This window comes from Nocardioides bigeumensis, assembly GCF_039531755.1.
Classification (GTDB): domain Bacteria; phylum Actinomycetota; class Actinomycetes; order Propionibacteriales; family Nocardioidaceae; genus Nocardioides; species Nocardioides bigeumensis.
Genome location: NZ_BAAAQQ010000013.1, coordinates 62,237 through 87,740 on the forward strand (window position 1 = coordinate 62,237; position 25,504 = coordinate 87,740).

Annotated in this window: 25 protein-coding genes and 1 pseudogene; 10 read left to right on the forward strand and 16 right to left on the reverse strand. The window is 71.8% G+C overall.

The annotated features are described in order from the left end of the window. Positions 1–17: 17 nt before the first annotated feature. Both scpA and ABD295_RS14605 read right to left on the reverse strand, forming a co-directional pair. Positions 18–2,135 carry a methylmalonyl-CoA mutase gene (scpA, locus tag ABD295_RS14600; RefSeq protein ID WP_344304508.1) on the reverse strand — a complete coding sequence of 706 codons (2,118 nt, stop codon included), beginning with the start codon at positions 2,133–2,135 and terminating at the stop codon, positions 18–20. After that, complete coding sequence (locus ABD295_RS14605) at positions 2,132–3,778, reverse strand: methylmalonyl-CoA mutase family protein (RefSeq protein ID WP_344304509.1); 1,647 nt, start codon at positions 3,776–3,778, stop codon at positions 2,132–2,134. Before ABD295_RS14605 ends, scpA begins: the two co-directional genes overlap by 4 nt. Positions 3,779–3,927: 149 nt before the next feature. Between ABD295_RS14605 and ABD295_RS14610 the strand changes: the two genes are divergently transcribed. Further along, entirely contained in the window at positions 3,928–4,857 is a 930-nt protein-coding gene (locus ABD295_RS14610) for a hypothetical protein (protein WP_344304510.1), read from the forward strand. 33 nt (positions 4,858–4,890) lie between these two features. Here ABD295_RS14610 and ABD295_RS14615 read toward each other — a convergent pair whose 3' ends face one another. Continuing rightward, entirely contained in the window at positions 4,891–5,439 is a 549-nt protein-coding gene (locus ABD295_RS14615) for a TetR/AcrR family transcriptional regulator (RefSeq protein WP_344304511.1), read from the reverse strand. 135 nt (positions 5,440–5,574) lie between these two features. On the opposite strand from ABD295_RS14615, the gene ABD295_RS14620 reads away from it, so the two are divergent. Both ABD295_RS14620 and ABD295_RS14625 read left to right on the forward strand, forming a co-directional pair. After that, positions 5,575–5,901: a DMT family transporter gene (locus tag ABD295_RS14620; RefSeq protein WP_344304512.1), complete on the forward strand. Its 327-nt coding sequence runs from the start codon at positions 5,575–5,577 to the stop codon at positions 5,899–5,901. A gap of 25 nt (positions 5,902–5,926) precedes the next feature. Further along, positions 5,927–6,559, forward strand: a complete 633-nt coding sequence (locus tag ABD295_RS14625; protein WP_344304513.1) for a hemerythrin domain-containing protein — start codon at positions 5,927–5,929, stop codon at positions 6,557–6,559. Positions 6,560–6,590: 31 nt separating this feature from the next. Here the strand turns inward: ABD295_RS14625 and ABD295_RS14630 are convergent, their stop codons facing one another. From ABD295_RS14630 to ABD295_RS14640, 3 genes are all read right to left on the reverse strand, one after another. Beyond that, positions 6,591–7,199, reverse strand: a complete 609-nt coding sequence (locus tag ABD295_RS14630) for a hypothetical protein (RefSeq protein ID WP_344304514.1) — start codon at positions 7,197–7,199, stop codon at positions 6,591–6,593. A gap of 63 nt (positions 7,200–7,262) precedes the next feature. Further along, positions 7,263–7,937, reverse strand: coding sequence for a DUF2238 domain-containing protein (locus ABD295_RS14635; protein WP_344304515.1), 675 nt, complete (start codon positions 7,935–7,937; stop codon positions 7,263–7,265). Positions 7,938–7,964: 27 nt separating this feature from the next. Continuing rightward, complete coding sequence (locus ABD295_RS14640; RefSeq protein ID WP_344304516.1) at positions 7,965–8,582, reverse strand: helix-turn-helix domain-containing protein; 618 nt, start codon at positions 8,580–8,582, stop codon at positions 7,965–7,967. A gap of 65 nt (positions 8,583–8,647) precedes the next feature. Here ABD295_RS14640 and ABD295_RS14645 point away from each other — a divergent pair, with 65 nt between their 5' ends. After that, the gene (locus ABD295_RS14645) at positions 8,648–9,616 is read left to right on the forward strand and encodes an NAD(P)/FAD-dependent oxidoreductase (RefSeq protein WP_344304517.1); all 969 of its coding nucleotides are present in this window, start codon (positions 8,648–8,650) and stop codon (positions 9,614–9,616) included. On the opposite strand, the gene ABD295_RS14650 is transcribed toward ABD295_RS14645, so the two are convergent. The 4 genes from ABD295_RS14650 to ABD295_RS14665 form a co-directional block, all read right to left on the reverse strand. Next, positions 9,595–10,986, reverse strand: a complete 1,392-nt coding sequence (locus ABD295_RS14650; protein ID WP_344304518.1) for a hypothetical protein — start codon at positions 10,984–10,986, stop codon at positions 9,595–9,597. The two genes, ABD295_RS14645 and ABD295_RS14650, sit on opposite strands and share 22 nt — an antisense overlap. A 68-nt stretch (positions 10,987–11,054) precedes the next feature. Next, the gene (locus ABD295_RS14655; protein WP_344304519.1) at positions 11,055–11,945 is read right to left on the reverse strand and encodes a dioxygenase family protein; all 891 of its coding nucleotides are present in this window, start codon (positions 11,943–11,945) and stop codon (positions 11,055–11,057) included. Continuing rightward, on the reverse strand, positions 11,942–12,967 hold the full coding sequence (locus ABD295_RS14660; protein WP_344304520.1) for a maleylacetate reductase: 1,026 nt from the start codon (positions 12,965–12,967) through the stop codon (positions 11,942–11,944). Before ABD295_RS14660 ends, ABD295_RS14655 begins: the two co-directional genes overlap by 4 nt. A 41-nt stretch (positions 12,968–13,008) precedes the next feature. Continuing rightward, positions 13,009–13,512 carry a VOC family protein gene (locus tag ABD295_RS14665; protein ID WP_344304521.1) on the reverse strand — a complete coding sequence of 168 codons (504 nt, stop codon included), beginning with the start codon at positions 13,510–13,512 and terminating at the stop codon, positions 13,009–13,011. 34 nt (positions 13,513–13,546) lie between these two features. On the opposite strand from ABD295_RS14665, the gene larE reads away from it, so the two are divergent. The 3 genes from larE to larC are packed head-to-tail and all read left to right on the forward strand — an operon-like array spanning position 13,547 to position 16,277. Further along, on the forward strand, positions 13,547–14,416 hold the full coding sequence (gene larE / locus ABD295_RS14670; RefSeq protein WP_344304522.1) for an ATP-dependent sacrificial sulfur transferase LarE: 870 nt from the start codon (positions 13,547–13,549) through the stop codon (positions 14,414–14,416). Further along, positions 14,413–15,117 (forward strand): nickel pincer cofactor biosynthesis protein LarB, encoded by a 705-nt coding sequence (gene larB, locus ABD295_RS14675; RefSeq protein ID WP_344304523.1) that lies wholly within the window; start codon positions 14,413–14,415, stop codon positions 15,115–15,117. Before larE ends, larB begins: the two co-directional genes overlap by 4 nt. Beyond that, the gene (gene larC, locus ABD295_RS14680) at positions 15,114–16,277 is read left to right on the forward strand and encodes a nickel pincer cofactor biosynthesis protein LarC (protein WP_344304524.1); all 1,164 of its coding nucleotides are present in this window, start codon (positions 15,114–15,116) and stop codon (positions 16,275–16,277) included. Before larB ends, larC begins: the two co-directional genes overlap by 4 nt. 52 nt (positions 16,278–16,329) lie before the next feature. Here larC and ABD295_RS14685 read toward each other — a convergent pair whose 3' ends face one another. The 3 genes from ABD295_RS14685 to ABD295_RS14695 are packed head-to-tail and all read right to left on the reverse strand — an operon-like array spanning position 16,330 to position 19,521. After that, on the reverse strand, positions 16,330–17,592 hold the full coding sequence (locus tag ABD295_RS14685) for a sugar ABC transporter permease (protein WP_344304525.1): 1,263 nt from the start codon (positions 17,590–17,592) through the stop codon (positions 16,330–16,332). Further along, on the reverse strand, positions 17,585–18,424 hold the full coding sequence (locus ABD295_RS14690) for an ATP-binding cassette domain-containing protein (protein WP_344304526.1): 840 nt from the start codon (positions 18,422–18,424) through the stop codon (positions 17,585–17,587). Before ABD295_RS14690 ends, ABD295_RS14685 begins: the two co-directional genes overlap by 8 nt. Beyond that, the gene (locus ABD295_RS14695; RefSeq protein WP_425574135.1) at positions 18,424–19,521 is read right to left on the reverse strand and encodes a substrate-binding domain-containing protein; all 1,098 of its coding nucleotides are present in this window, start codon (positions 19,519–19,521) and stop codon (positions 18,424–18,426) included. Before ABD295_RS14695 ends, ABD295_RS14690 begins: the two co-directional genes overlap by 1 nt. A gap of 214 nt (positions 19,522–19,735) precedes the next feature. Here ABD295_RS14695 and ABD295_RS14700 point away from each other — a divergent pair, with 214 nt between their 5' ends. Next, a complete protein-coding gene (locus ABD295_RS14700) occupies positions 19,736–20,893 on the forward strand; it encodes an ROK family transcriptional regulator (RefSeq protein ID WP_344304528.1) in 1,158 nt (385 codons plus the stop codon). Between the two features lie 8 nt (positions 20,894–20,901). Here ABD295_RS14700 and ABD295_RS14705 read toward each other — a convergent pair whose 3' ends face one another. Further along, positions 20,902–21,738 (reverse strand): FkbM family methyltransferase, encoded by an 837-nt coding sequence (locus ABD295_RS14705; protein WP_344304529.1) that lies wholly within the window; start codon positions 21,736–21,738, stop codon positions 20,902–20,904. A gap of 228 nt (positions 21,739–21,966) precedes the next feature. On the opposite strand from ABD295_RS14705, the gene ABD295_RS14710 reads away from it, so the two are divergent. Both ABD295_RS14710 and ABD295_RS14715 read left to right on the forward strand, forming a co-directional pair. After that, complete coding sequence (locus tag ABD295_RS14710; protein ID WP_344304530.1) at positions 21,967–22,413, forward strand: GNAT family N-acetyltransferase; 447 nt, start codon at positions 21,967–21,969, stop codon at positions 22,411–22,413. Between the two features lie 3 nt (positions 22,414–22,416). Continuing rightward, positions 22,417–23,883 (forward strand): serine hydrolase, encoded by a 1,467-nt coding sequence (locus tag ABD295_RS14715; protein ID WP_344304531.1) that lies wholly within the window; start codon positions 22,417–22,419, stop codon positions 23,881–23,883. A gap of 47 nt (positions 23,884–23,930) precedes the next feature. Here ABD295_RS14715 and ABD295_RS21235 read toward each other — a convergent pair. Beyond that, positions 23,931–24,149, reverse strand: a pseudogene (locus tag ABD295_RS21235) (DUF3455 domain-containing protein); the annotation flags it as partial. Positions 24,150–24,167: 18 nt separating this feature from the next. Continuing rightward, positions 24,168–25,004 carry a class I SAM-dependent methyltransferase gene (locus ABD295_RS14720; protein WP_344304532.1) on the reverse strand — a complete coding sequence of 279 codons (837 nt, stop codon included), beginning with the start codon at positions 25,002–25,004 and terminating at the stop codon, positions 24,168–24,170. Positions 25,005–25,504: the final 500 nt, after the last annotated feature.

Below are 25,504 nucleotides of genomic sequence, written 5' to 3' on the forward strand. Positions count from 1 at the left end.
CCATCAGTCGGTAGCCATCAGGTGTGGCGCAGTCGCTGGACGAGGTCCAGCGCGGACTCGGCGATGACCGTGCCGGGCAGGAACACCGCGGCCGCACCCATCTCGTGCAGGCGGGCCACGTCGTCGGGCGGGATCACGCCGCCCACGACGATCATGATGTCGTCGCGCCCGAGGTCGGCCAGCGCCTGCTTCAGCGCCGGGACCAGGGTCAGGTGCCCGGCCGCCAGGGAGCTGACGCCCACGATGTGCACGTCGCTGTCGACGGCCTGCTGGGCGACCTCATCGGGCGTCGAGAAGAGCGGCCCCACGTCGACGTCGAAGCCGAGGTCCGCGAAGGCGGTGACCACGACCTTCTGGCCGCGGTCGTGGCCGTCCTGGCCCATCTTCGCGACCAGGATGCGGGGACGACGCCCCTCCTCGGCCTCGAAGGCGGCCGTCGCCTTCAGCACCTCCGCCACCGTGGTGTCGGAGCCCTCCGCCATCTCCGACCTGTACACGCCGCTGATCGTACGGATCTCGGCGCGGTGCCGGCCCCACACCTTCTCGAGCGCGTCGGAGATCTCGCCGACGGTCGCCTTGGCGCGGGCGGCGTCGACGGCCAGCTCGAGCAGGTTGCCGGTCCCGCTCTCGGCCGCCCCGGTCAGGGCGTCGAGCGAGCGTCGTACGTCGTCGTCGTCGCGCTCCGCGCGCAGCCGCTCGAGCTTGGCGACCTGCGAGCGGTAGACCTCGTCGTTGTCGACGCGCAGGACGTCGAGGCGGTCCTCGATCGGCAGCCGGTGGGTGTTGACGCCGATCACCTGCTGGGTGCCGGAGTCGATGCGCGCCTGCGTGCGCGCGGCCGCCTCCTCGATGCGCAGCTTGGGGAGCCCCTGCTCGATGGCCTTCGCCATGCCGCCCGCCTCCTCGGCCTCGAGGATGTGCGCCCAGGCACGGTCGGCGAGGTCGCGGGTGAGCCGCTCGACGTAGTAGGAGCCGCCCCACGGGTCGATCGTGTGGGTGGTGCCGGACTCCTGCTGCAGCAGCAGCTGGGTGTTGCGCGCGATCCGCGCCGAGAAGTCGCTCGGCAGCGCGATCGCCTCGTCCAGGGCGTTGGTGTGCAGCGACTGCGTGTGCCCCTGCGTCGCGGCCATCGCCTCCACGCAGGTGCGGGTGACGTTGTTGAAGACGTCCTGCGCGGTCAGGGACCACCCGCTGGTCTGGCAGTGGGTGCGCAGGCTGAGCGACTTGGGGTTGCGCGGCTCGAACTGGCTCATCAGCCGCGCCCACAGCAGTCGCGCCGCGCGCAGCTTGGCGACCTCCATGAAGAAGTTCATGCCGATCGCCCAGAAGAAGGAGAGCCGCGGCGCGAAGGCGTCGACGTCGAGGCCCGCCGCGATGCCGGCGCGGACGTACTCGACGCCGTCGGCGAGGGTGTAGGCGAGCTCGAGGTCGGCCGTCGCCCCGGCCTCCTGCATGTGGTAGCCGGAGATCGAGATCGAGTTGAAGCGCGGCATCCGCTCGGCGGTGAAGGCGAAGATGTCGGAGACGATGCGCATGCTCGCCCGCGGCGGGTAGATGTAGGTGTTGCGGACCATGAACTCCTTGAGGATGTCGTTCTGGATGGTCCCCGACAGCAGCTCCGGCTTCACCCCCTGCTCCTCGGCGGCGGCGATGTAGAGGGCCATCACCGGGAGCACAGCGCCGTTCATGGTCATGCTGACGCTCATCTGGTCGAGCGGGATGCCGTCGAAGAGCGTGCGGGTGTCGTAGATCGAGTCGATCGCCACGCCCGCCATGCCGACGTCGCCGCGCACCCGTGGGTGGTCGGAGTCGTAGCCGCGGTGGGTGGCGAGGTCGAAGGCGACGCTGAGCCCCTTCTGCCCGGCCGCGAGGTTGCGGCGGTAGAAGGCGTTGGACGCCTCGGCGGTGGAGAAGCCGGCGTACTGGCGGATCGTCCAGGGCTGCGTGGTGTACATCGTCGGGTAGGGCCCGCGCACGAACGGGCTCGAGCCCGGCCAGGTGTCGAGCCCGTCAGGGCCCTCGAGACCCTCGAGGTCCGTGAGGTCGTACGACGGCTTGATCTCGATGCCCTCGGGGCTGAGCCAGGTCTCGGGTGGGCTCGACCACCGGGGGTCGAAGCTCTCCGGCACGCTCATCCGAGGACCTCCCTGGTGCGGGTGAGGAACGCCAACGCGTCGGCGCCGACCGAGCAGGCGTCGTCGGCGTAGTCCACGGGCTTGCCGGCGATCACGACGTGCTGGGCGCCGGCCGCCCGCAGCGCGGCCGCGGCTTCGGCGCCCCAGGCCGCGTAGGCGGAGTCGGTGCCCGCGAGGCAGACGACCTGCTGCTCGTCGTACGCCGCCACCAGGTCGTCGACGCCGGTCGTCGGTCCGGCGGTGTCGACCGCGATCCCTCCGGCGGCCAGCAGGTTGGCGGCGAAGCTCGCGCGAGCGGTGTGCGCGGCGACCGGTCCGAGGGTGGCCAGGAAGACGGTCGCGTCGGCGGGGACGTCGCGCAACGCCTCGAAGGCCGCGCCGTAGCGGCGTACGGGCGGCGCACCAGGATCGGGCTCCCGGACGGGGAGCACCTCACCGAGGTGCGGGAACTCGGTCAGACCGGTGATCGGTCGGCGGCGGGTGGCGACCAGGCGGTCGCGCTCGGCGACGGTGTCGGCGACGAGCCGGTCCAGGTCGGCACCCTCGTCCAGGCGGACGAAGAGGTCCCACGCCGCGGCGGCCAGGTCGTGGGTGAGCCGCTCGACGGCGTACGCACCGCCGGCCGGGTCGGCCACCCGGCCGAGCTGCGCCTCGGCGAGCAGCACCGCAGAGGTGTTGCGGGCGATCCGGCGGCCGAAGGTGTCCGGCTTGCCGAGCGGGCTGTCGAAGGGCACGACCGTCACCGCGTCGGCGCCGCCGACCCCGGCCGCGAAGGCGGCGACGGTCGTGCGCAGCAGGTTGACGTGGGGGTCGTAGGTGCTCAGCATCGCCCGGCTCGTCACGGCGTGCTGGCGCTGGGCCGCGTCCCCGGCTCCACTCGCGTCGAGGATCCGCGCCCAGAGGCGACGGGCCGCCCGCAGCTTGGCGATGGACGGGAACTGCTCGTCGGTGGCGGCGTACCTGAACTCCACGAGCCCCGCGGCCGTGGTCGCATCGAGGCCGCCGGCCTCCAGGCTGCGAAGGAGGCGCACGCCTGCCGCGACCGACCAGGCGAGCTCCTGGACCTCGGACGCGCCACGGTGGTGGAGGTCGAGCGCGTCGACGACGAAGGCGAGCGTGCCGGCCTCCGCGGCCAGCTCCGCGGCCTCCCTCAAGGTCGCGTCGTCGGCGGTCGCGGGGACGCCGAGGTTGGTGCCGGTGGCGGGAGCCGCCCCGGTCAGGTGCGTGCGGAGGTGGTCGACGAGGTCGCGCGCGTGGGCGAGGTGGTCGACCTCCAGGTCGAGCACGACCGGCGCGAGGTCGAGCAGCACCCCGTCGAGCAGCGTCGGGAGGTCGTGGGCGGAGTGCACCCACAGGCTGTTGGCGCCCGTCTCCAGGTCGGCGAGCACCTGCTCGTTGAGCGCCCTCGCGTCGTCCCCTCGGACCTCCACCCGCACGTCCCAGGCGCCGTGTCGCGTCGGCCGCACGTCGGTGTCGACGCCTTCGAGGTCGGCGGGGGTGCCCAGCGGGGTGACGGCGATGCCGTCCAGCGTGCGCCGCGTGAGGGCGTCCCACACCGCCGCGTCGGGGTCGCCCTCGCCCAGGCGTCCCGCCTTGCGCAGCACGCCCGCGGCGGCGTGCTCCCAGTCGGCGCGTGTGGTCATGCCTCGACCCTAGAAGCCGGTGACACCCCGCTCCACCTGGTGTGAGCAATCGGGCACGCCGCAGGGCCTTGTCTTAATATGATGTCATTAAATCTCGGATCCCTCTCGCCCACCCGCCGCCCATGCCCCCCAGACCTCGGAGCGCCCCGATGCCAACGCTCACGCCACCTACCCCTCAAACCTCCCGTCCGATCAAGCGACGGGCGGCCATCCAGGCGGGGCTGTGGAGCGCGCCGGCCATCGTCGTCAGCGCCGCCGCACCAGCTGCGGCGGCCACGTCGGGGCGGACCCTGACCCTCGACGGCGGCGCCAGCAACCCGGTGCTCGAGGTCGGCCTCCTCACCTGGGAGTTCTGGTTCGCGAGCGCGACGATCGTCAACGACGGCCCGCCGATACCCGCCAACAGCCTGCAGCTGACCGCCACCTTCGCGCCCGACCCGGGCTTCGGCGGGCACAGCCTCCTGGCGCTGCAGCCGACGGCGCCCCCAGGGTGGACCAAGGTGGGCAACAGCAACATCGACTTCTCCGTGACCTACGTGTACGCCGGCTCCGTGGCGAGTGGCGCCACCGTCCCGATCCCCGACGGCTACTGGTTCGGCACGTGGGAGGCCCGCGACCGGCAGCAGGGCAGCTTCGTGCTGACCGCCAGAACCATCTCGGGATCGGTCTCGCCTCCCTGGACTCTGCACGTACCACCCAGTCGCTGGCTGCAGATCGGGCGGGGAGGCTCGGCGGTGGTGCCCGTCGGGCCCTGTGCCGGCCTCCAGTTCGACAACTTCGCCGTCTCGTCCGGTGGCGGGACTCCACCAGACCTGCGCCTGACGACCACCTTCCTCTCTGACCCGGACGCCACTGACCCGAGGCTGTCCTGCACGTCGATCCCCACCGGATGGTCCGGCTCTGTCATGTCCAACGCTGACAGGATCGACTGGACGGCCACCACCATCAGTGGGGCCACGTCCGTGCCCGACGGAACCTACTTCTGGACCACCCAGTCGGCCTTGTCCCAGCCGGGCTTCTTCCAGGTCCTCGCGACCTCGACCGGCAACACGTCATCGGTCTGGCGCGTGCACACCTGAGGTCGTGCGCGCGGCCCTGAAGTCCTCGAGCAGCTAGTCAGCCAGCCGCTGCGCCGCCTGTGCGAGGTCGTCGACGCCTCGCGCGAGCTCGTCCGGGCGGTCGGTGGTGAGGTCGAGGTGGAAGCCGTAGAGCGCCGAGTCGACCAGCGTCACGATGCGCTCGACCCGGCTCTTCGGGGCGCCGCTGCGCACGAGGTAGTCGGCGATGGCGGCCGACCACCTCGCGTTGCTGGCCCGGGCGTCGGTGAGGTACGGCTCGCGCCCGATCAGGCCCGTGGCGGCGGCCTGCACGTAGACCGACTGGCAGCTGAAGAGCGGCTCCTCCTGGTAGGCCACCCACAGCCGGTTGACGGCGGCCCGGACCGACGGCGCCGCCGGCAGCGCCCGCACGGCCGCGGTCGAGCGCGCCGTCACCTCGGCGACCACCGCCGACACGAGCGCGTCGCGGTTGTCGAAGTGGTAGAGCAGCATCCGGTCGCTCGTGCCGATCGCCGCCGCGAGCGGTCGCAGGGTGAGCCCGATCAGCCCCTCGTGCAGCACGTGGTCGGTGACGGCTGCGAGCAGCTCCTCGCGACGGCTCACCTGTGACTCACCCGACTCCCTGCCTCATGGGACTGCTAAAGGTGCGGCTCTTGACCCGCGGGAATAGCGTAGCGACTGCTACAGTTACGGGTGTAGCGACTGCTACATCCACGACGGCGAAAGAAGACGAAGATCATGTACGGCGCGGCACTGCTCCTGGTGGTCGCCATCCTCATCGAGGTGATGGCGACGGCGCTGCTCCCGCGTACGGAGGGTTTCACCAGCCTAGGGTGGACCGTGGCGGTGGTCAGCGGCTACGCCGCGTCGATCTGGATGCTGGCGATCGTCGTGCGCACGCTGCCCGTCTCGATCGCGTACGCCGTCTGGTCGGGCCTCGGCACCGCCGTGGTCGCGATGATCGCCTACTTCTTCCTCGGCGAGCAGATGACGCTGCTCAAGGCTGCCAGCCTCACCATGATCGTCGCGGGCGTCGTCGGGCTGAACTTCTCGGGCGCGCACTGAGCCTTGCGCGAGTAGCGTTCGCAGCATGGCCACGATGAGCATGAACAAGGTGATCCACCGTGCGTTCCGGCGCGACCTGGACCGCTTCGTCGCCGCCCTCGGATCCTTCCCGGCAGGGGACCACGAGCGCGCGGCCGGGCTCGGCAGGGCCTGGGACAACTTCGAGGACCAGCTCACCCACCACCACACCGGCGAGCACGAGATCGCCTGGCCGGCGCTGCGCCGGCTGGGCGTGAGCGACGACCTGCTCGCGCAGCTCGACGCCGAGCACGACGTGATGGCGGGCGCGCTCGGGGACGCGCTGACGACGATGACGAGGCTGCGCACGTCCGCCTCCGCCGACGACGCCGCTGCAGCCAAGGCCGCGTTCGAGCAGCTCCGAACGGTCACCATCACCCACCTCGACCACGAGGAGAGCGAGGTGGAGGACGTCTACCTCAGCAACGTCGACAGCCCGGTCGTCAAGGAGATGGGCAAGCAGTTCGCCAAGGTCTCGCCTGCCCGCGGCGGCCGGTTCTTCGCCTGGCTCCTCGACGGGGCCACACCCGAGGAGAAGGCGGCCGCCACGAGCGACATCCCCGCGCCCGTCCTCGCCGTGATCAGCGGCGTCTTCGGACGCGGGTACCGCAAGGACATCGCCCCGGTCTGGCGGTCCTGACACGCCCTGACGGGACGCCGATCGCGGGCGATCAGGGCGACAACAGCCAGGGGTCGGTCAGGTCGAAGTACTCCGTCTCCCCGATCGCGAGCGTCTCCAGCTCGGCCATCGCCTCGGCCATCTCGGGCGGCGGCGGCTTCTGCTCACCGGCGCGCGCGTCGGCCTCGCTGGTGAAGTAGATGGCCATCGCCCAGCCGTCGTCGTCGTAGTTGATCATCAGGGTTCCGAGGATGTCGGGCCGGTACTCGTTCCAGTCCACATCGCCGTCGCTGCTCATGAGCTCACGACCGCGCCCGAGGTCCTTCGTCCTGCCCTGCATCACCTGCACGAAGCCTGCGGCGTCCGGGTCGCCCGGCTGGTTGGCCTGCACCCACGTGCTGTCGTGGAACTCCGGCTCGCCGTCGAAGCAGGCCGCCATCCCGGCCCACCACGCGTCCTGCTCGGGCCGCTCGCTGTTGCGTCGCGCGGCCTCCGCCGACTCGAACCGGGCCAGTGCGACGACGCGCCCGTCGGCCGTCACCCCGCTGGTGCTGCCGAGCCAGCCGTCGGCGCCGGGAGCCACCTCGTCGCGCCACTTGTCGAGCTGCGCTCGTACGGCGCCTGGATCACCGGTTCGCCCCTGGATCATCTGCACGAACATCTGTCGCCCTCCTTTCGAGGACCCCCTGGATGCGGTCGCGGCTGCTGATCGCGGTCTTCGACGCTACTCGCGTGCTGGCAGCACCGGGAGTGCTCTGTCGGAGCGGTCCAGACCTGCCAGCTGTGGAGCCGCGGTGTGCAGCCAGCCCTGCCGCCAGCACCAGTGGACGCACAGCGCGGCGGTGATCGCGCCGAGGCCACCGAGCGCGATGTCGCCGAGCGTGTCGGCGTACGCGCTCATCCGCTCGGGCGAGGTGCTGATGAAGGCGAAGTACTCGGCGATCTCCCACGCGACCGCTGCGGTGACCCCGAAGGCGACCCCACGCTCCAGCGTCTCCATCACCGTCGCGGCGTGCTGCTTGGTCAGCAGGATGACCGCGCCCGTGAGCACGCCGGTGTTCATGAAGTGCATCCAGTCGTCGAACCAGACGATCCGGTCGTAGAGGTCCATCCGGTTGCCGAGGGTGTCGGTGAAGCAGGTGGCGGTGACCAGCAGGTCGGCGACCCAGGGGAAGGACGCGCGCTCGCGCCAGCGGTACCACCAGATGAAGGGCACGGTGAACGCCAGCAGCGGGTAGGCCACGGCGCGCGCACCGGCTGCCTTGTCCTCCATGTTGCCGATCTCGGGGTAGACCAGGGCCACGGCGAGCAGCCAGACGAGGAACACCTTCGCGGCCACGTCGAGCGCTCGCACCACTGGCGGCGTGGGCCACCTCACGGCGTCGTCGATGGTGCTCATCGTGCGTCAGGGTAGTGGCGCACGAGCTCAGGCACCGGCACGGGGCTTCGGGCGGGCCCGCAGGTGGGCGCGCTCCCCCTGCTTTCCGAAGAGGCTGAGGAACTCGACGGACTGCCCGTCGGCCGGGCCGAACCAGTGCGGGGTCCGCGTGTCGAGCTCCGCGGCCTGTCCCGGCTCGAGGACCAGGTCGTGCTGCGCACCTCCTGGCAGACCCAGGATGAGGCGCAGCCGTCCGTCGAGCACGTAGACCCACTCATAACCCTCGTGCGTCCTGAGCTCCGGCTCGTCGCGCTCCTGGCGGGGGGCCAGCACGATCTTGAACGCCTGGATCCCCTCGGCCCGGCGGGTCAGGGGCAGCATCGTCATCCCGTGCACGGTGACGGGCTTGAGGTTCACCCGTGGGTCGCCGGTGGGGGGAGCGTCGACCAGCTCGTCGAGGCTGACCTGGTGGGCACGCGCCAGGGGCAGGAGCAGCTCGAGGGTCGGCTTGCGACTGCCCGACTCCAGACGCGAGAGCGTGCTCACGGAGATCCCGGTCGCAGCGGACAGCTCGGCCAGCGTGGTCTCGCGGTCCTGGCGCAACGCGCGCAGCCGCGGACCGACCGAGGCGAGGGCGTGCTCGTCGTCGGGCTCGTCGTGTGGCATGCGAGCAGTTTGCCAGATCAGCAAGGGCGTTTGCTCGTCGGGCTCCCGGTGGTCATGCTGGTCGCATGGATCAGCTGGAGAGCGCGTACGACGTGGTGGTGGTCGGCGGCGGTGCAGCCGGCCTGAACGCAGGGCTGATGCTCGGCCGGGCGCGGCGCAGCGTCCTGGTCGTCGACGCTGGGACGCCACGCAACGCGCCCGCGGACGCGGTGCACGGGCTCTTCGCCCGCGAGGGCACCCGCCCGGCCGAGCTGCTCGAGCGCGGTCGCCACGAGGTGCGGACGTACGGCGGCGAGGTGGTCGCCGGCGAGGTCGTCACCGTCGAGCGCGCCGGCGACGGCTTCGCGATCGGCCTGGCCGACGGACGCGAGACCCGCGCCCGCCGGCTGCTCGTCACGAGCGGCCTGGTCGACGAGCTGCCCGACGTGCCCGGCCTGCGCGAGCGGTGGGGCCGCGACGTCGTGCACTGCCCCTACTGCCACGGCTGGGAGGTCCGCGACCGGGCCATCGGCGTCGTCGGCAGCAACCCGATGGCGGTGCACGGGGCGCTGCTCTGGCGGCAGTGGAGCGACGACGTGGTGCTCTTCCGGCACACGGCTCCCGACCTCACCGACGACCAGGCCGAGCAGCTCGCCGCGCGAGGGGTCCGCGTGGTCGAGGAGCCGATCGCGGAGGTGGTGGTCGAGAACGACCGGATCGTCGGCGTCCGGCTCGCCGACGGCCAGGTCGTCGCTCGCGAGATCCTCGCGGTCGGCACCCGGATGGTCGCCCGGGCCGGCTTCCTGGCGGGGCTAGGGCTGGTGCCCGAGGAGCACCCGACCGGCATGGGTGAGTTCGTCCCCGCCGACCCGATGGGCCGCAGCAGCGTCCCCGGCGTCTGGCTCGCGGGCAACGTCACCGAGCTGCACGCCCAGGTCGGGGCGGCCGCCGCCGGCGGTGCCTTCGCCGCGGCGCAGCTCAACATGGACCTCGTCGCCGACGACACCGCGCGGGCGGTCGAGCTGCGGCGCCGTCAGCTCCTGGCCGACGCGTAGCCGAGGACGGCCGCCAGGCCGAGCGCGCTGCGGGGCTCGTACGGCGCCCGCCAGAGCCCGCCGTGCACGGCGGCGTGGGCCTCGTCCTGCCAAGGGTGCGCGTGCGGGACCGGGTCGGTCGACAGGTCGTGCACCAGCAGGGCGGCCATCAAGGTGTTGGCCGTGTCGGGCTCGAAGACCTCGACCCCGAAGCGGTGCGCGCCGGCGAAGGCGGCGGCGAGCGCGCGGTTCTTGACCACCGAGCGGGTGCGTGTGGACGGCGCGACGTGGAAGGACACCTGGCGTCCCTCGTGCCGGGCAACCGTCGCCCGCCACCGCTGGACGCGCTTGGCCAGGGCGTAGTTGGGCCCCTGTTGCGGGACCAGGCTGTCGGCGATGCCCCAGCCGGTCTCGGTCGTGGCTGGGTAGGCGCGACGCAGCAGCCTGCCGCGGCTCGCCCAGCGAAGGGGCCGGCCGAGCGTCTTGGCGGTGGCCGTGCGGTCGGCGTACGCCTGCGTCGAGTGCTCGACCGCTTCGCGCGGGACCACGAAGACGTCGGTCGGTGTCGCCAGGAAGCCCAGCGCCGTGTCGGGACGCGCGGCACAGACCCGCTCCCCCAGGGCGTCGGCCGCGACGGACACCCGCACGTGCGTGCCGCCGTCGGCGTAGAGGTAGTTGCCGACCAGCAGCCGGCCCTCCAGGCCGGCGAGCCAGTCAGCGACCGCGGGCACCTCCGCCAGGAGATCGACGCCCGCCCGCTCGGTCAACGAGGCCCCCTCGCCCGACGCGGTCGGGACCACGAGGCGGCCGGCGCCGTCGCGGGCGGTCCTGACGACGCGCTCCCAGATGGCCGCGACCGGCAGGTCCACCGCGGCGACGGTGGCTCCCCAGCCGAGCAGCGGCCGCAACGGTCCCATCTCCGCGCCGGCGCCGAGCACGGCGATCGTGCGGCCCTCGAGCCGCAGCCACTCCGGGTGCGCGGCCACGGCGCGCAGCGCCTCGGCCGCCGACGGCTCGAGCACGCCGTTGGTGAGCCACTCGTCCAGCTGCCGGTGCAGCGCTCCGCCGGCGAGGCGGCGGCCGCGATGAGGAAGGACGAGCTCGTCGACCCGGTCGCCCTCGCCGCGCACCTCGACGGTGTCGAGCGCCCGGCCCGCGGGAGCGTCGGCCAGCGACGCCAGCGGCACGTCGCCGTCGTCGGAGGCGACGACCATCCGGCTCCGGACGGAGCCCAGACCCGCGGCGGCCACCGCGCGCCACGCCTCGGGCGTCGCCACGCCGGCCTCGACCAGGCGGCGGAAGTGCCGCAGGTAGCGGCCCCGCCAGGCCGTCTCCTGCTCGGCACCCAGGGCGCCGACCGGGTCGACGTCGCGCAGGGCGTCGGCGACCACTGCGCGCCCTGTAGTGGTCGTGCTCCTGTCGTCGGAGCCCTCGGTGACGGGGAACGAGACGCCGTGGGTCACTGGTCGGGGGCCAGCACGATGTCGAAGCGGGTGCGCGTCCAGGGGCGACCGTCGAGGTCGCGCCCGTCCGGCGTGGCGACCGAGGCGTCCTGGTCGACGAAGTCCTTGATCAGCGACTCGCGTACGCCGAACACGGCGTCGGTCGGCAGGCCCGGGTCTCCCTTGACGAAGATGTGGGTGATCAACGTGCGGTGGCCCGGGGCGCTGACCAGGAAGTGCAGGTGCGACGCGCGCATCGGCGTACGGCCGGACGCCCGGAGCAGGTCGCCCACCGGACCGTCGTCGGGCACGGGGTAGTTGAGCGGCATGATCGCCCAGAAGCGGTAGCGGCCCTCGTCGTCCGCGCGCAGCCAGCCGCGCGTCGACATCCTCCCGTCGGGGTGCTGCATGTCGTAGAGGCCCTCACCGTCGGCCTCCCACACGTCGAGCCTGGCTCCCGGCACCGGGGCACCGGTCGTGTCGGTGACCGTTCCCTCGACCCAGAGCGGGCGGCCGTGCTCGTCGCCCACGGCGATGTCGCCTCCGAGCGGGATCTCCGGAGCGCCCTCGTTGAAGAACGGCCCCAGCACCGTGGCCTCGGTGGCGTCGCCGGCGGCCGGGTTGTTGACCGTGATCGTCTGCATCGAGGCACCGAGGACATCGGAGAGCAGGATGAACTCCGACCTCCGCTCGTCGGACCAGTGGCCCACCGCGGTGAGGAACTCGATGCCACGCATCCACTCCGCCTCGGTCGGACGCACCTCCCGCAGGAAGGCGTGGAGGTGGCGCACCAGCGCCAGGACGACCTCGCGCGTCCGTGGGTCGGGCGTGGCGTCGAACGCGGCGAGGACCGTCGCGACGAGCTCCTCCTCGCGGTTGCGTTGCCGTTCGTTCTCGTGGGCGGTCATCTCGGGCGGGCTCCTTCCCAGGAAGCGGTCAGCAGGTCGATCAGCTCACCGGCGGTGACGTGCACCGGGTTGCTGTCGGGTACGAGCGGCAGGATCGCATCGACGGCGCCGGGGATCGCCTCCCGCTCGAGTCCGAGGTCGCGCAAAGATCGTGGCGCGTCGAGGCGGTCCCAGAGGGCGTCGATCCCCAGGGCGGCGCTCGCAGCCCCGAGCGCGTCGGCGACCAGGCGCTCGGCCTCCGGGGCACCGGGCATGTTGAGAGCGACGACGTGGGGCAGCACGACCGCGTGGGTCTCGGCGTGCGGCAGGTCGTGGCGGCCACCCAGCACGTGGCAGATCTTGTGGTGCAGGCCGGAGCCCGCCAGCGCGAAGGACAGCGCAGACACGTAGGCGCCGCGCAGGGCCTCCTCGCGGCCGGCCAGGCCCTGCGGCTCGTCGGCCACCTGAGGCAGCGCGGCCGCCAGCGCGGCGATGCCGTCGCGGGCGAGGCTCGCGGTGCGGTCGTCGGCGCGTGGTGCCCACAGGCCGTCGACCGCGTGGGCGAACGCGTTCAGCCCGGACACCACGCTGAGACGGGTCGGCATCGACAAGGTCAGGGCGGCGTCGTACACGATGGCGACGGGCCGCACCCGCGGGTCGCTGCCGGTGGTCTTGCGGCCGTTCTCGGTGAGGCCCCAGACGTCGGTGACCTCGGAGCCGGCGTACGTCGTCGGGACCGCGACGATCGGCAGGCCGCCCGGCCGGTCACTCGTCAACGCGACCGCCTTGGCGAGCCCGACCGCCGAGCCGCCGCCGATGCTGACCAGCAGGTCGGCCTCGTGCTCGGATGCGGCGGCTCGGGCGCGCTCGGCGACCTCGACCGGCACGTGCTGGACCACCTCGTCGTGGCGGTGCACGACCGGGAGACCCGACGTCAGGTCGTGGGCCACCTGCTCCGACGAGGGCGAGGCGATCACCAGCACCCGTCGGGCACCATACGTCGCCGCCTCGACCCGGAGCGCCTCGGCGGCCCGTTCCGGCACGAAGTGGACCCGCTGGTCCCGCGCCGCCCCTTCGCTGCCGGTCAAAGCACGATCTCGCCGTACATCTCCCCCAGCGGGTCGGCGATCAGCTCGATCCGCGCGCCGTCGGGATCGGTGAAGTAGACCGACACGTCGCTGTGGATCACGTGCTCGACACCAGCCTCCTCGAAGCGCGCCACGATCGCCTGCCAGCGCTCCGGTTCCATCGAGATGGCGCAGTGGTGCAGCCCGCCGAGCACCTCGGCGTAGGGACCCACGTCGAGGCCCGGGAAGTCGAAGAACGCGAGCAGGTTGCCGTTGCCGATGTCGAAGAAGAAGTGGGACGAGCCGGGGTAGTCGCGGTTCTCGATCAGCTCGGTCAGCGGGAAGCCCAGCAGGTCCTGGTAGAAGCGGATCGTGGCCTCGACGTCGCTCGAGATGAGGGCGGTGTGGTGCAGGCCCCGGGCCGTCGAGGCCGGCCGCTCCCCCGCGGGCTTGAGGTGGGCGGACCTGAGGCGCGCCCGCCTGGCGTTGATCGCGTCCAGGTCTGCAGGGCTCCTCGTCATGGGCCCATCCTGGCGTGGAAGGATGAGAGGCGCCATGAGCGACAGCCCCCGACACCCGACCACCCCGCCGATCGCCCCGCACACGGCGCAGCAGTACGACGCCCTGCGCAGCGAGATCGCCCGCAGCACCCGCCTGCTCGTCGGCTTCTCGGGCGGCGCCGACTCGGCCCTGCTCGCCTACGCCGCCCACGACGTGCTGGGCGAGGCGGCGGTCGCCGCCACCGCCGTGTCCGCGAGCCTGCCCGCGGCCGAGCGCCGCGGCGCGGCGGACTTCTGCCGGGAGCTCGGCATCGCGCACGTCGAGGTGTGCACCGACGAGCTCGGCCGGCCGGAGTACGCACGCAACGGCGCCGACCGGTGCTTCCACTGCAAGTCCGCGCTCTTCGACGCCCTCGAGCCGCTGGCCCGGATGAGCGGCGCCGACATCGCGGTGGGCACCAACCTCGACGACCTGGGCAGCCGGCACCGACCCGGCCAGACGGCCGCCGCACAACGCGACGTACGCCGCCCGCTGGCCGACGCCGGGCTCACCAAGGCCGACGTCCGCGCCGTCAGCGCGATGCTCGGACTGCCCTCCGCGGCCAAGCCCGCCGCCGCGTGCCTGGCGTCGCGGGTCGCGTACGGCGACCAGGTCACCGAGGCGTTGCTGGCTCGCATCGAGGCTGCCGAGGTGACGCTGCACCAGCTGGGCTTCCCCGAGTCGCGGGTCCGCTCGCACGCCGACGGCGCGGTGGCGCGGGTCGAGGTGCCGGCTGCCGACCTGCCCCGCCTGGTCGACCTGCGCGACGAGGTGACCGCAGGGGTGAAGGCCGCCGGCTTCACGTTCTGCTCGCTCGACCTCGACGGGTTCCGCTCGGGCAGCATGAACGCGCTGCTCACCCTCACCCCGGTGGCGCCTGCGTGAACGAGCCGCGGCTCGACGAGCTCGGGTTCGCCGTCGTCGACCTCGATCGCGAGCGTCGGCAGGGGCTCCCTGAGATCGTCTACGGTCCCGGCAAGACCTCCGAGGAGATCGCGGCGATCGTCACGTCCCTGCTCGCGGGCTGCGAGGGACCGGTGCTGGTGTCGCGGGTCGAGGCCGACGTCGCCGCGAGCGTCCTCGGTTCGCCGGAGCTCGTGAGCGGTCGGGACCAGGGCGAGTACGACGCCGGGGCGCGGCTCCTCGTCTGGCGCCCCCGCCCAGCGGGCACGGTCTCCCTGACGGTCGTCAGCGCCGGCACCTCCGACGGGCCGGTCGCTCGCGAGGCGGCGGGAGTGGCCCGTGCGATCGGGCTCGACGTCACCGAGCACGCCGACCTCGGGGTCGCGGGGATCCACCGGATCCTCGGTCGCGCCGAGGAGATCTCGCGCGCCGACCTGGTGATCGTGGTGGCCGGCATGGAGGGTGCCCTGGCCAGCGTGGTCGGCGGGCTCGTCGCCGTCCCCGTGATCGCGGTGCCGACGTCGACCGGCTACGGCGCCGCCTTCGAAGGGGTCACCGCGCTGCTGGCGATGCTGTCGTCGTGCGCAGCCGGCGTGACCGTCGTCGGCATCGACAACGGCCTCGGGGCGGCCCTCGCCGCGCACCGCCTGGCCACCACGCTGGACCGCCGCGCGAGCCGATGACGAAGCCGGCAGATCGAGTCCTCTGGCTCAACCCGGTCTCCGGGATCTCCGGCGACATGCTGCTCGGGGCGTTGATCGACCTCGGAGCGCCTGTCGAGGAGATCCGCGAGATCGTCGCCTCCACCGGGCTCGACGGCTGGGAGCTCGACGCCGACGTCGACCGACGCCACGGCGTACCGGCCACCAAGGCCGACGTGCGGGTCACCGACACCGCCACCCACCGGCACGCGCGCGACCTCTTCGCGATCGTGGACGCCGTCTCCCCCGCCGAGGTCGGCGCGGTGGCGCGGCGCGCACTCGAGGCCGTCGTCGCGGTCGAGGCACACACCCACGACGAGTCGCCCGACGAGCTGCACCTCCACGAGCTCGGCGGCCACGACGCGGTCGTCGACCTGGTCGGCGTCGCCGCGGCCCTGCACCTGCTCGGTGTCACCCGTGTCGTCAGCGCGCCGCTCCGTCTGGGGACGGGCACGGTGCAGACCCGGCACGGCCTGCTGCCGTCACCCGCGCCCGCGACCCTGGCCCTGCTGGAGGGCATGGCCGTCGAGAGCATCCCGACCAGGCTCGAGACCGTCACGCCGACGGGGGCCGCCCTCCTGCGCGCGGTCGGCTGCACGTTCGGGGCGCTGCCGCGATCGACGGTGCTGCGCACGGGCTACGGCGCGGGCACCAAGGTGCTCGACGACCGGCCGAACGTGCTCGTGGCCACGCTCTGCGAACCCCTGTCCACACAGGCCCTGGTCGAGGACCTCGTGCTCGTCGAGACGACGGTCGACGACGTGACCGGCGAGCTGCTCGGACACCTGGTCGCCGCGTCGCTCGAGGCCGGCGCTCTCGACGCCTGGGTCACGCCGGTGCTCGGCAAGAAGGGCCGTCCTGCCCACGTCGTCACGATCCTCGGGTCGCCCGAGCAGGCCGACGTCTTGCAGGACCTCCTGCTCCGTGAGACCGGCAGCCTCGGCGCTCGGCGCACGACGATCGAGCGGCACGCGCTCCCCCGCGACATCGTGACGGTCGAGGTCGACGGACACCCGGTCCGGGTGAAGCGCGGACCCGACGGCCAGAAGCCCGAGCACGACGACGTCGCCGCCGTGGCCCGGGCTACTGGTGAGCCGCTACGCCGGGTGGCCGATCGGGCCACCCGCGCGGCCGACGACTGACCCCCCGCAACGACGAGTCGGCGCGAAGTCGAGGTCCCACAACGCCGAGCGGCTAACCGCGTCCGCTCGACGAACGGAGCCGCCTCGAGACCGAGTCGATGGCGACAGCCAGGAGCAGCACTGCGCCCGTGACCATGAACCGCACCTCGGACTCCACGTTGATGAGGTTGAGTCCCGCGGTGATCGCCTGCAGCACGAGCATGCCGAGCAGCGCGGCGTACGCCGAGCCGCGACCACCGAAGAGGCTGGTGCCGCCGATCACCGCGGCCGCGATCGCGGTCAGGTTGGTGTCGGTCGTGCCACTGCTCTGCGAGACCGTGGTCAGCTGGCCGGCCAGCATCAGGCCGCCCAGTGCCGCGAACGTCGAGCACAGCCCGAACACCGAGGTGTAGATGAGCCCCACCTTGATGCCGGACCGCCGGGCCGCTTCCTCGTTGCCACCGACGGCGGTGACGTGACGTCCCCACTTGGTCTTGCGCAGCAGCAGGTCCATCAGCACGACGAGGAGCACGAAGAACGTGAAGAGATAGCCCACACCGCGCGCGTCGTTGGCCCCGAGGTAGTAGCAGAAGAAGCCGAGCCCGACCGCCATCGCAGCGGCCTTGACCAGCACGCCCACCAGGCTCGGCGGCGTGAGTCCCGCGACCTGGCGTCGCCGGATGCCGACGACGTTGCTCACGACGTACGCCGCCACGGCGATCGCGACGAGGCCGTAGGCCTGCGCGTCGGTGAGGAACTTGTCGCGGGCGAACTCGCGGAGACCCGAGTCCTGCGGGAGCGTGATGGTGCCCTGGTCGCCGAGCGTGTAGAGCAGCGCGCCCTGGAAGGCCAGCAGGCCCGCCAACGAGAACACGAAGCTCGGCACCCCCACCACCTGGTGGAGCGTGGCGTAGACGAGGCCGATGAGCAGCCCGACGCCGAGCGCCGACAGCAGTGCGACCAGGAGGGAGGCGCCGTGGTTGGCCACCATGACCGCCATGACCGCGGACGTGAAGCCGGCCACCGAACCGACGGACAGGTCGATCTCGCCGAGCAGCAGGACCAGCACGATGCCGAGCGCGATGATGCCGGTCGGTGCCGCGAACTGCGTGAGGGTCACCAGGCTGCGTGAGGAGAGGAACGTGGGTTCGCGCGCGTAGAAGACCGCGCAGATCACGACCAGGCCGACGATGACCGGCAGGGTGCCGAGCTCGCCGCCCTTGAGCCGGTTCCAGACCATGGTCGCGATCCCGGCCGGGCCCTTGCTCAGGATCAACCGCTCGTCGGCCATGTCGGCCGCGACCGCGGAGGTCGGGGTCTCCTTGACCTCACTCATCGGGATCTCCTTCGGTACCGGCGGGCCCTTCAGCTGACCGGGCCTCTGAGCGCGCGGTGCGCGCGGCGACGACGTTGTCGCTGGCTCCCGTGATGGCGGCGACCAGCTGTTGGGTGGTCGCCTCCTCCACGCGGAACTCCGCGGCGTTGCGGCCGAGCCGCATCACCACGATCCGGTCAGCCACCGCTTGGACGTCGGCCATGTTGTGGCTGATCAGGATCACGCCGAGCCCGGACTCGCGCAGCCGCTCGATGAGGTTGAGCACCTCCGCGGTCTGGGCGACGCCGAGCGCGGCCGTCGGCTCGTCGAGCATGACCACCTTGGGCGCCCCCACCAGGCTGCGGGCGATCGCGACGGTCTGTCGCTGACCACCCGAGAGCGAGGCGATGGGGATGCGGACCGACGGGATCTTCGCCGACAGGGACCGCAGGAGGCGCCAGGCCTCCTTCTCCATGCCGGCCTCGTCGATGATCGGCCCGAGCAGCCGCTCCTGCCCGAGGAACAGGTTGGCGACCACGTCCAGGTTGTCGCACAGCGCGAGGTCCTGGAACACCGTCGCCACGCCGAGGTCCTGGGCAGCGGACGGACCGTTGACGGTGACCTTCTTGCCGTCGTAGAAGATCTCGCCGTCGTCGGGCTGGTAGACCCCCGAGATCACCTTGACGAGCGTGGACTTGCCGGCGCCGTTGTCGCCCACGAGGGCGACGACCTCACCGGCCGCCACCTCCATGTGCACGTCGCTGAGCGCCTGCACGGCGCCGAATCTCTTGTTGACCCCAGCCAGGGACAAGACGATCTTGCCCCTGGCGGGTGCCGTAGCCGAAGTGGTCATCAGGAGATGCCGGCCGCCTCGCAGTCGTCGACGTAGTCGCCGGTGCAGATGTCGGCGGCGTCGTAGAAGCCGTCGGCGATCACGGTGTCGGCAACGTTGTCGGCGGTGACCACGATCGGGTCGAAGATGTACGACGTGACGCCTTCGTACTCGGACTGGTCGATGCCCGTGTCGGACGTGGCGCCCGGCTCGTCGCCGTTGGCCAGCGCGACGGCGACCTCGGCGGCGGTCTCCGCCTCGATCGGGATCGGCTTGTAGATCGTCAGCGCCTGCTCACCCGCGAGGATCCGCTGGATCGCAGCGACCTCGGCGTCCTGGCCGGTGATCGGCGGCAGCGCGTCGAGCGCCACACCGGCACCGGTCAGAGCAGCGACCACGCCACCAGCCTGGCCGTCGTTGGCGGCGTACACGCCCTGGATCTCGCTCGGGTCGTACTTGCTCAGCTGGTCGCTGGTCCACTGCTGGGCGTTCTCCGGGCTCCAGTCGGGGTTGTCGTACTCCTCCAGGATGTCGACGTTGCCGTCGAGCGCACTGTGGGCGCCGGTCTTGAACTGCGCGGCGTTCGGGTCGCTGGGGGCACCGTTGAGCATCAGGATCGCGCCCTCGCCGCCCATCGCCTCGAGGAGTCCTTCACCCTGGAGCTTGCCGACGGTCTCGTTGTCGAAGGACATGTAGTAGTCGGCGTTGGTGATCAGGCGGTCGTACGCGATGACCGGGACGTCCTGGCCCTGCGCCTCCTCGACCATGCCGGTCGCGCCGGCGCCGTTGACCGGGTCGAGCACGACGACGTTGGCGCCGTCGTTGAGGGCTGTGGTCATCTGCTGGGCCTGCTTGGCCTCGTCCTGGTCGGCGTTGTAGTAGAGCACCTCGCAGTCCTCGCACAGCTCCGCGACCTTGGCCTCGAAGAGCGGCTTGTCGAAGGTCTCGTAGCGCGTGGTCTTCGACTCGGGCAGCAGCAGCGCGATCTTGGCGCCGCTCGCGCCGTCACCGCCGCCGCCGTCGCCGCCGTCGTCACCGCCGTCGTCGTTGGCGCCGCAGGCGGCGAGGAAAGCCGTGCTCAGCACGAGCGCGGCTGCGCTGGCGGCCACACGGGCCATCTTTGGAGGAAGGGTTCTGGTCACGACGGGTTTCTCCTGGGATTGCTCGGGGCCGCCTTGGTCTTGGGGCTGGAGGGTGCGGCCTGGTGCGCCGAGTGTGGCGGTCATCACCGTTTGTCGTCAAGAGGTGAACACAAACTGTGCTCTCATCGTGAAAACACATCATTTGCGTTCGAGTCTTGACGACAGAGGAGGGACCGGTCACAGTTCCGCCATGACCTCGCCACGACCGGACGCCGGCGCGGCGCCGGGCTCCACGGCGTCGTTGCGCACGGCCAACCGGCACCGCGTCCTGGACGTGCTGCGCGACGAGGCAGGGGTCTTCACGCAGGCCGAGCTGGCCAGGGCCACCGGCCTCGCCCCGGCCACGGTGTCGAGCCTGGTCCGCGAGCTGTCGGAGGAAGGGCTGGTCGAGGCCGAGCCCGGCAGCGGTCGCCGCGGCTCCGCCGTACGCCTCTCCCGAGAGACCGGCATCGTCGCCGGCATCGACTTCGGCCACAGCCACGTCGCCGTCGCCGTGGGCGACCTCTCCGGGCGCATCCTCGGGGAGTACCGGCGCCGTCTGCAGGACAGCGTCGACCACCACGTGGCGCTCGCCGACGCGCGCACGATGCTGGACAGCGTGCGCGTCGGATCGGCTCGCCTGCGTGCGGTCGGGCTCGGCCTGCCCGCGCCGATCGCCGGTGACGTGGTCCAGTCGTCGGCGATCTTCCCCGGCTGGGAGGGCGTCAACGCCCGAGAAGTCGCGGAGGAGGTCTTCCAGGTGCCCGCGCACGTCGACAACGACGCAAACCTCGGAGCCCTCGCCGAGCACCGCATCGGCGCCGCGCGCGGCCACGACAGCAGCGTCTACGTGAAGACGGCGTCCGGTGTCGGCGCCGGGATCATCGTCGACAACGAGCTCTTCCAGGGCGCGAGCGGGACCGCCGGCGAGATCGGGCACCTCACCATCGACGACAACGGCCCGCTGTGCCGCTGCGGCAAGCGTGGCTGCCTCGAGGCCTACACCTCCACGCCCTTCGTGACCCGTGAGGTCTCCGGTCAGGTCCCCGGCGCCGACGACATCGACAAGGTCGTCGCCGCGGCGCGGGAGGGCAACGTCGCCGCACGCAGGGCGCTCGAGGAGGCGGGACACCACCTCGGTCGGGGACTGGCCGCCGTCGTCAACCTGATCAACCCCTCCATCGTCGTGGTCGGGGGCCACCTGGCGATGGCAGGTGACCTGCTGCTGGACTCCGCGCGCATCTCGCTGCGCAGGTATGCCGTCGACCCGGTCGCCTCCACCCCGGTGCTGCCCAGCGCCCTCGAGGGGCGTGCCAGCACCATCGGCGCCGTGCTGCTCGCCGCCGAGCGGACCACGATCGTCGACTGACCTGATCCTCAACGAGGGTGCGCTGCGTGCTGCGTGTCCGCGTGCGTGGCGTGCAGGTAGAGGATGCCGACCAGGTTGTGCTTGCCCTCGCGGCGGAAGCGCTCGGTGGCCTCGTCGCAGTAAGGCACGATCTCGTCGGGCTCCAGGGGCAGCGCGGTCTCCAGCACGAGGTCGTGGGCGGTGACGGCGTACCCCAGCTCGGTCAGCAGGTCGAGCACCCACTGCGGGTCGTGGCCGTTGGCGCGCAGGCCGTCGGGCCAGAACTCCATCCACAGCGCCGGGCGATAGCGGCGCAGCACGTCGGCCGCGCCCTCCAGGACCCCCCACTCCCAACCCTCGGCGTCGATCTTGAGCACCGTCGGCGGCCGACCGTCGAGCCGGATCGCGCAGAGCTCGTCGAGGGTGACCACCTCGACGGTGACGGAGTCCTTGATGTTGCGGACCAGCGCGTCGCTCAGCGAGTGCGTGGCGAGGTTGGTCCCACTCCGGAAGAGCCGGGCGGTCCCGGGCTCCGCGCCCGCGGCAGCGGCCACGACCTCCACGTTGGTGTGCCCGTTGGTCCGCATGTTGTGGGACAGCAGCGACCGCGTGTCCGGCTCCGGCTCCAAGGACAGGACGAAGCCCTCCGGACCGACCTCGGAGGAGAAGTACGACGACGTGTAGCCGTAGTTGGCGCCCACGTCGATCACGACGTCACCCGGCTCGACGATCGGCTCGAGGAACGCCGTCTCGTAGGCCCAGCTGACCCCGGTCGCGAGCACGTCGCCGTAGTGGCTGGCGTCCTCCTTGAGCACCGTCAGCTCGGCCCCCGCGCGGTGCGGATGGTCACCGGCGTGCCGCTCCAATAGTTCACGTCGCCCCCCTCAGGCGAGGGTGCCACGTCGCATCGGCCGCGGACAGCCCCGCTCTGGGCCCACGTGCGCCGGCGGAGGGTGATGGTGCCGTCGGGGTGGTAGGTGGTGTCACAGGGCTTCGAGGGTTCTGTGGTGCGAGACCACCGACGCCTCGACCATCGGAGGCGCCGGGATCTACCGGCCCTCCTCCTCTGGAAGCAGGGGTGGTTGACTGCCGTGATGAGCGCTTCGCAGCCGACCGTCCGGGCTCTTCGGGCCGAGGACCACGACGCATGGCGTGAGCTCTTCCGCGGCTACGCGGCCTTCTACGAGCAGAGCGACGCGATGCTGGAGACGACCTGGGGTTGGTTGCTCGATCCCGACCACGAGGTGGAGGGTCTGGTCGCGGAGGAAGGCGAGCGGTTGATCGGCCTGGCTCACTTCCGACCGTTCTCACGCCCCCTCGCGGCTTCGGTCGGCGGCTACCTCGACGACCTCTTCGTGGCACCCGACGCCCGGGGCAGCGGCGCCGCCGACGCACTGCTCGAGGGGGTGCGCGAGATCGCCCAGGACCGTGGCTGGACCGTCGTCCGCTGGATCACGGCCGACGACAACCACCGGGCAAGGTCGAAGTACGACCAGGTCGCCACCCGGACGATGTGGGTGACCTACGAGATGCCGGTCTGATCGATGGCGAACACACCTCTCCGCGAGACCGTCGAGGAAGGGCTGTGGCCGCTGGTCGACCACTTCCTGGAGACCCAGGACGCCGTCGGGACAGCCGTGGCGGTCGTCCGCGACGACGAGGTCGTGGCGCGCGGGTTCGGCGCGCGCGACCTCCGCTCCGGAGAGCCCGTCACCCCCGAGACGATGTTCCACCTGGCGTCGGTCTCCAAGCCCTTCGTCGCCACTGCACTCGTCTCCCTGGCGCTGGGCAAGCCCATCGGGTCCGCAGGCGGCCCGGTCCTGGACCTGGACGCACCCATCGTCGACCGGGTTCCCGAGCTCACCTTGGCCGATGGACGAGCTTCCGAGATCACGGCCCGACGCCTGCTGAGCCACACCAGTGGCTTGCCCGACGTCGCGGCGTACGGCTGGCACGACCCGCAGCTCGGCGACGACGCCCTGGCGGACTTCGCCGCCAGCCTGTCGGACTGGCGGCTCGCGGCCGACCCCGGATCGGCGTACTCCTACTCCAACGCCGGCTACGAGCTCCTCGGCCTGGTGCTGTCCCGGGTCATGGGGACGACCTTCGAGGACGCCGTACGCCGGCTGGTGCTGGCGCCGCTCGGCATGGGGCAGAGCACGTTCCTGCGCAGTGATGTCCCGACGAACGATGCGGCCGCCCCGCACGTCGGTCTGCCGCAGACAGTGCCCGGCGACCGCTACCCCTACACCCGGCGGCACGCGCCCAGCTCGACCCTGCACTCCAACCTCGTCGAGCTGAGCCGATGGGTGACGGCCCACTTCGCGACCGGCGATCCCGCAGGTCGGCTCGACCCCGAGCTGGTGGCGGTCATGCGACAGCCCGTAGTCGAGGTCAGCGAGCCGCCGTGGGACGGCGCAGCGTCGCTCGGGTGGCCGCTGGGCAACTATCGCGGCTACCCGACGATGAGCCACAGCGGTGCGGACCCGGGCTTCGGGTCCCGGGTGGTCCTGCTGCCCGACCAGCGGACCGGGATCGTCGTGCTCGCCAACAGCAACACCGTCCCCGCGTCGTACATCGCCAGGGCCGCCATCGATCTCGTGCTCGAGGACGACCCGGAGGGTGAGGGTTGCCTGGACCTGCGCAACCTCAGACGTCCAGTCGCCGGGCCCGTCGCCGACACTCTCGCCACCGAGGGACCCGAGGCCGCGGCGGCGGCGTACCGGCGGCTGATCTCGGCGGACCCGATCGAGGTGGACCTGGAGGACGACGGGTTCGAGGACGCGGTCTGGGGTGCCATCGAGCTGTACCGGACCGACCTCGTCTGGCCGCTGCTGCGGCTGTGGACCGAGCTGCAACCGGAGTCCTCGAGCGCGTGGACGATGACGGGCTGGGCGCACCAGGTGGACGGCGATCCCGACCAGGCCAGGCACCTGCTCGAGCGGGCTCTCGCCCTCGATCCCGACAACAGTGACGCCGCGCTCATCATGAGCGGTCTCCCACCTGCGTGACGGAACGCCGCCCCGGGTGCCGGTCGGCCCTTCGCCTTCCAGACGTGGTACGTCGCCGTGTAGGCGACCTCCGCTGTCTCGCCGGTGACGTCGCACTCTCCGGCTGCCGGAGCCCGACCGCCGGTGGTGTCGACACGCTGGATGTAGGTCGTGGCCGTGAGCCGGTCGCCGTCGGGCCCGGGTGCCGTGGGCTTCTTCGCCAGGAGCAGCCAGTCGACCGCGGTCGGGTCCATGTTGGCGCCGTCCACGTGGGAAGCGGTGACCAGGCTCCCGTCGCCGCGAAACTACGGACGACCCGAGGGTCCGACCGTCGCGACCCCAGGCTTGCGTCCCCAGACCTGCACGATGCGGGGCGAGGCGACGAACGCCTCAGGGTCACGGGCGATGGAGTAGAGCGCGTCGACCACGCGGTCGACCTCGTCGCCACTGGCCACCTCGTGCCGCACGGCGGTCGCCTTGATGTTCTCGAGCGTCAGGGCCGGGATCACCGTGACCTCGCCCTCCAGGCCCGAGGGCTGCACGACCTCGACCTCGACCCGCTCCAGGCCGGCCCTGGTCATCATCAGCGGCAGCCGACGACCGATCAGCGCGTCACCACCGTTGACCCTCGCAGCCTCGACGTAGATCTCCCGGTAGCGGTCGAACTCGTCGGTGGTGGGGTGGTCGAAGGTGCCGCCGTAGTCGATGTCCTCGACCACGACCTCCCCGCCCGGCTTGGCGGCGTCGATCATCAGCTGCAGCACGCCTTCGGGGTCAGGCACGTGGGTGAGCAGGAAGCGCGCGTACACGACGTCGTACTCCTCCTGGCCGAGGCCGCCCCCGACGTCGCCCAACCGGAACTCGACGTTGCCGACCTCGGCCTGCTCGGCGTCGCCGCGCGCCAGGTCGAGCTTGGTCTCGTCGAGGTCGACCCCGACGACGTGCCCGGTGATGCCCACCAGGGACGCGAGGTCGAAGGTCACCTCACCCGCGCCGCATCCCACGTCGAGGCACCGCATCCCCGAGGTCACGCCGACCCGCTCGAGCAACCGCAACGTCGTCGGCCGCATCACCCGCCCGACCACGCGCATCCGCTCGCGACCGGCGATGCCGCCGCGGATCAGGTAGTGGTGCTCGTCCATCAGGCCCTCCTGCAGCGGATTCTGCTTCACCGGCGGTCGACACCACTACCGGTGGTCGAGCCGGTCGCGCCACGTCCCCGGTGGTCGAGCCGGTCGCGCCACGTCCCCGGTGGTCGAGCAGGTCGCGCCACGTCCCCGGTGGTCGAGCAGCGAGCTTGCGAGCTTGCGAGCGAAAAGTCGAGACCCCGGAGGTTCACGAGACCACCTGTGGGTCTCGACTGCGCTCGACCACCGGTGGTCGAGCAGGTCGCGCCACGTCCCCGGTGGTCGAGGAGGTCGCGCAGCGACCCCGGTGGTCGAGCAGCGAGCTTGCGAGCGAAAAGTCGAGCCCCCCGGAAGTTCGCGAGACCACCCGTGGGTCTCGACTGCGCTCGACCACCGGTGGTCGAGCAGCGAGCTGGCGAGCGAAAAGTCGAGACCCCCGGAGGTTCACGAGACCACCTGTGAGTCTCGACTGCGCTCGACCACCGGTGGTCGAGCAGCGAGCTGGCGAGCGAAAA

What these genes read in the sequence shown, in the direction of transcription:
- ABD295_RS14620 (WP_344304512.1), top strand. Translation starts at nt 5,575, where the DNA reads ATGTACGGCGCGGCACTGCTCCTGGTGGTCGCCATCCTCATCGAGGTG.
- ABD295_RS14715 (WP_344304531.1), top strand. Translation starts at nt 22,417, where the DNA reads ATGGCGAACACACCTCTCCGCGAGACCGTCGAGGAAGGGCTGTGGCCG.
- ABD295_RS14610 (WP_344304510.1), top strand. Translation starts at nt 3,928, where the DNA reads ATGCCAACGCTCACGCCACCTACCCCTCAAACCTCCCGTCCGATCAAG.
- ABD295_RS14690 (WP_344304526.1), bottom strand. Translation starts at nt 18,424, where the DNA reads ATGACCACTTCGGCTACGGCACCCGCCAGGGGCAAGATCGTCTTGTCC.
- larC (WP_344304524.1), top strand. Translation starts at nt 15,114, where the DNA reads ATGACGAAGCCGGCAGATCGAGTCCTCTGGCTCAACCCGGTCTCCGGG.
- ABD295_RS14695 (WP_425574135.1), bottom strand. Translation starts at nt 19,521, where the DNA reads ATGGCCCGTGTGGCCGCCAGCGCAGCCGCGCTCGTGCTGAGCACGGCT.
- ABD295_RS14635 (WP_344304515.1), bottom strand. Translation starts at nt 7,937, where the DNA reads ATGAGCACCATCGACGACGCCGTGAGGTGGCCCACGCCGCCAGTGGTG.
- ABD295_RS14665 (WP_344304521.1), bottom strand. Translation starts at nt 13,512, where the DNA reads ATGACGAGGAGCCCTGCAGACCTGGACGCGATCAACGCCAGGCGGGCG.
- ABD295_RS14710 (WP_344304530.1), top strand. Translation starts at nt 21,967, where the DNA reads ATGAGCGCTTCGCAGCCGACCGTCCGGGCTCTTCGGGCCGAGGACCAC.
- ABD295_RS14700 (WP_344304528.1), top strand. Translation starts at nt 19,736, where the DNA reads ATGACCTCGCCACGACCGGACGCCGGCGCGGCGCCGGGCTCCACGGCG.
- ABD295_RS14685 (WP_344304525.1), bottom strand. Translation starts at nt 17,592, where the DNA reads ATGAGTGAGGTCAAGGAGACCCCGACCTCCGCGGTCGCGGCCGACATG.
- ABD295_RS14640 (WP_344304516.1), bottom strand. Translation starts at nt 8,582, where the DNA reads ATGCCACACGACGAGCCCGACGACGAGCACGCCCTCGCCTCGGTCGGT.
- ABD295_RS14655 (WP_344304519.1), bottom strand. Translation starts at nt 11,945, where the DNA reads ATGACCGCCCACGAGAACGAACGGCAACGCAACCGCGAGGAGGAGCTC.
- ABD295_RS14720 (WP_344304532.1), bottom strand. Translation starts at nt 25,004, where the DNA reads ATGGACGAGCACCACTACCTGATCCGCGGCGGCATCGCCGGTCGCGAG.
- ABD295_RS14630 (WP_344304514.1), bottom strand. Translation starts at nt 7,199, where the DNA reads ATGTTCGTGCAGATGATCCAGGGGCGAACCGGTGATCCAGGCGCCGTA.
- scpA (WP_344304508.1), bottom strand. Translation starts at nt 2,135, where the DNA reads ATGAGCGTGCCGGAGAGCTTCGACCCCCGGTGGTCGAGCCCACCCGAG.
- ABD295_RS14605 (WP_344304509.1), bottom strand. Translation starts at nt 3,778, where the DNA reads ATGACCACACGCGCCGACTGGGAGCACGCCGCCGCGGGCGTGCTGCGC.
- larE (WP_344304522.1), top strand. Translation starts at nt 13,547, where the DNA reads ATGAGCGACAGCCCCCGACACCCGACCACCCCGCCGATCGCCCCGCAC.
- ABD295_RS14645 (WP_344304517.1), top strand. Translation starts at nt 8,648, where the DNA reads ATGGATCAGCTGGAGAGCGCGTACGACGTGGTGGTGGTCGGCGGCGGT.
- ABD295_RS14625 (WP_344304513.1), top strand. Translation starts at nt 5,927, where the DNA reads ATGGCCACGATGAGCATGAACAAGGTGATCCACCGTGCGTTCCGGCGC.